The sequence below is a fragment of the Nioella sp. MMSF_3534 genome (genome assembly GCF_030732985.1).
Taxonomy (GTDB): Bacteria; Pseudomonadota; Alphaproteobacteria; order Rhodobacterales; family Rhodobacteraceae; genus Nioella.
This window is the reverse complement of record NZ_JASHJX010000095.1, coordinates 1-3,489: the sequence shown is the minus strand read 5'-3', so window position 1 is coordinate 3,489 and position 3,489 is coordinate 1. Positions and strand designations below refer to the sequence as shown.

General features: G+C 56.1%; 4 protein-coding genes. 2 read left to right on the top strand and 2 right to left on the bottom strand.

Features of this window, described 5'->3' with window-relative positions; all coding sequences use genetic code 11:
• The coding region (locus RBB16_RS20485; protein WP_306047885.1) for an Ig-like domain-containing protein at positions 1–1,349 on the bottom strand (1,349 nt) is incomplete at its 3' end.
• Positions 1,350–1,544: 195 nt separating this feature from the next.
• Here RBB16_RS20485 and RBB16_RS20480 point away from each other — a divergent pair.
• Positions 1,545–2,293 (top strand): IS5 family transposase gene (locus tag RBB16_RS20480; RefSeq protein ID WP_306047884.1). Its coding sequence is split into 2 segments (ribosomal slippage): positions 1,545–1,863 and positions 1,863–2,293, totalling 750 coding nucleotides; the frame shifts between segments, so codons are not numbered across the junction.
• Here RBB16_RS20480 and RBB16_RS20475 read toward each other — a convergent pair.
• Positions 2,290–2,922 (bottom strand): TetR/AcrR family transcriptional regulator, encoded by a 633-nt coding sequence (locus tag RBB16_RS20475; RefSeq protein ID WP_306047883.1) that lies wholly within the window; start codon positions 2,920–2,922, stop codon positions 2,290–2,292. The two genes, RBB16_RS20480 and RBB16_RS20475, sit on opposite strands and share 4 nt — an antisense overlap.
• Positions 2,923–3,301: 379 nt before the next feature.
• On the opposite strand from RBB16_RS20475, the gene RBB16_RS20470 reads away from it, so the two are divergent.
• The coding region (locus tag RBB16_RS20470; protein ID WP_306047882.1) for a hypothetical protein at positions 3,302–3,489 on the top strand (188 nt) is incomplete at its 3' end.

The window sequence follows — 3,489 nt, the reverse complement described above, 5'->3', positions numbered from 1 at the left end:
GTCGTCGCCGCCGTGCTCGCAGGATCGATGATCGCTCCGACATTGTCATCATAGCTCGTCGGCGCCGCGGGTGCCGCGGGTGCCGTCGTATCAATCTCCACAGAGATCACGTTGCTCGGGGCCGTGTTCCCCGCCGCATCCGTCACCTGCGCACGGAACTGGTAAGGCCCGTCCGCAATCCCCGACTGCGCTGCCGTCGTCGGCACCCAGGTCGTGCCGCCATCCGTCGACACTTCATAGGCAACCGTCGCACCGGCCTCCGCGCCGCTCAGAGACAGATCGAACGTGTTGTCATTGGTGATCCCGTCACCCGCAACACCGCTGTCAACAAGGTTCGCAAAGGAAAGCGTCCCCGCAACCGCGCCCGTGTCGAAGCTCACCGCCTGGCTGTCCGACAGACCGCTGTCATTGCCAACCCCGTCGAGCAAACGCACCTCATAGGTCACGCTGTCGCCATCCGCCCGCACCGTCGTGTCGTCGAAGCTCCAGCTGTTGCCGCTCAGAACCGCGTCGGACCAGGTCATCCCGCCATCCGTCGACACCTGAACCGTGTCACCCGCACCGACCGTCCCGGTCACCGTACCGGACACCGTGATCCCGTTCACATCGGACGTGATCCAGTCGCCAGCCGTCCCGGTGTCATCCGTGATCGCATCGATCGACACCGCCGTCAGCGACGTGTCGTTCGACCCGTCCGCCCCGCTCGTGTCGATCGTCAATGGAACGAGTGTTGGATTGGAAACGTTACCAGCCGAGTCTGTTGCGGTCACGATCACATCACCACTCGTACCGTCAGCTATCGGCGTTGTTGGAGTAACGGACCAAGTCCCATCCTGAGCAACCACTGCCGTTAGAACCTCACCCGACCCAGGCATGGTTACAGTGATAACATGTCCCGGCACCACCCCAGAGCCGGAAATTGTCGGTGTCGTATCATTGGTAATACCATCACCAATGATCCCACTGTCGCTTGATGGGTTGATTTGAGCCATTGGGGCGGCCGGAGCGGCGTTGGTGTCCGTGGGCGCAACAATCAAAGAGCCAATCGCGAGCAAACCTGAAACTGCCAGAACGCCCGCGAGATCGAATGCATCATCACCGTTCAAAACCAATCGGCTGACGGTGCCATCGTCATCACCCTCAAAAAAATCGAAGATCACTACCTGACGACCGTCAATCAGGGTAACAACCAAGTCTTCACCCTGCCTCTCCACCGAAGCCAGATCTTCTCTCCACACATCGAGGCGAATATCCGTTGCTCCATCAACGTCAATCTCCATGCCCGCGAAATTGCGGTTGGAAATTTCACCCGTAGAACGGTCGGTCGTGTGAAGAATCAGGTCACTCATTTTGGATCTCCTTGCCAATGTTAGCGACGTATCGCGGGAAAATAGGTGACCAGAAGTAACTTATCTTTCAGGGAGGTCTTCGCCTGCCATTCTGCCCCAAAACCTGTACAAAAAGATAGGTTGGGTTCAGGAACCACAAACCTGCTTGAGGCTGTTGCAGTTGCGTGATTCGAGCTCCCAAACAGAGGGGGCATGATGAGCGAGCGTTTCTGGCTGACCGACGAGCAGATGGAGCGGCTTCGGCCGTTTTTCCCGAAGTCGCGGGGCAGGCCGCGGGTCTTTGACCGGCGGGTGCTGAGCGGGATAATCTACATCAAGAAGAACGGGTTACAGTGGAAGGACGCGCCTACAGTCTACGGCCCGCCGAAGACTCTCTACAATCGGTTCGTCCGCTGGTCGCGCATGGGGGTGTTCGCCCGGATCTTCGTCGAGCTGGCGCAACCTGGGCCCGATGGTGAGACCATCATGATCGACAGCACCCATCTCAAGGTCCACCGCACGGCGGCAAGCCTCTCAAAAGGGGGACTCGCCCACGGGCCATCGGGCGGACCAAAGGCGGGTTGAACTCGAAGCTGCACATGGTCTGTGACGGGCTGGGGCGTCCGCTGATATTCTTCCTGTCGCCTGGGCAGATGAGCGACGCCAAGGGCGCGCTGGCCTTGCTGAGCGCCTTGCCGCCCGCCAAGACGCTCCTGGCCGACAAGGGCTACGATGCCGACTGGTTCCGCGATGCCCTTGAGGAAAAGGGGATGGCCGCCTGCATCCCAGTTCGGTGCGGACACAAGAACCCCGCAACACATGACAGAATGCCCTACAAGCAACGGCACCGGATCGAGAACCTTTTTGCCCGTCTCAAGGACTGGCGCGGCATTGCCACCCGCTACGACAGATGCTGCGAACTCTTCCTCTCCGCCGTCCACATCGCCGCAACCGTCAAGTTCTAGTTGTGTGTCTTGACCCCGAGGTTTGAGTCCAACATACTAAGTGTCGCATCAACAATAGCGTTGTGTCTCTGCAAATGTTCGCGAGGTAAACTTGGGGCAATCTCCAGCACATAGTTGTAATTTAGAACAACCAACAACTGCGCGGGCGGAATCGCATCTCTTTTTGCAACTTCCTCCCCGGGTGAAAAATGTGCAAAACCGTCTCGAAAAACCTGTATGAAGTGACGAAACAGGTTATTTGCTTTCTCCTCAATCTCCAGCCTGTTTGCCAAGATCTCATTAAATGCTCTATTGGCCGCAATATGCTTTCTGAGAACCATCTCTAGGCCAACAGAAATCTGAATAAGCATGTCTCGAAAGCCAGCAAATTCCCCACCTCGCATAGCCTGCAGAGTTTCGTTCAATCGGCAAACAGATTCAGAGCAGTAGCGCTCAAACAAGATATCCGCGATAGCATACTTGCTTCCAAATCTTTTCAGAAATGCACCTCTGTGAAGGCCAGCTGCACACGCTATGTGATCTATTGTTGTGTTATTAAATCCATTCTTTGCAAACAGTTTCTCTGCCGCCTCAAGAAATTTTGCTTCCGTCTCTATAGCCCGCCCTTGCCGCGGTGCAACGTATGTCATGTCAATGGCTCCGCCAACCCGTCAGGCAACAAAGAATCACGCGCAAAGCCGCGATCGCTTATCGCCCCCCCCTCTCGCTCCATGTTTCAGGCAGCACCTAGAGCACTTCAGCGAGTCACCCCACCCCAATGCGCCAGACCTGGAGCTTTCGAGCATTCGTCTACACATCCGAATGCGCGACCGTTAGTAACTTTTTTCTGCCAGTTAGGTCAAACAAGCTGCTGGCTTCTCCGTCTATCCAGGCCAACAAGGTACTACCCAGCTCGTTTGAAGCCGCTTATGTGGATAATTGCAATATACTAGACGCATCGCTAACAAGCGAAGAAAGCCGCGCCCAGAAGGTGAGCCGAGTGATCATGACTGTTCAAGAATTGGAGAAATGACCTTCTTGAAAATCAAGAAAATGAGGCGCTTCCATCGAAGTGAACTGATGCGTTGGATGCTCGGTCCTGACAGCATCTTCGAACGCCTCGAGCGGCTTGGTAAGAAACTAGGTTATGTTGACAAATGGCGAAGCCAGAGGCGGATCGATGTGATGTCGATGAAGCCCAGGAAGCTCTCTGCGGT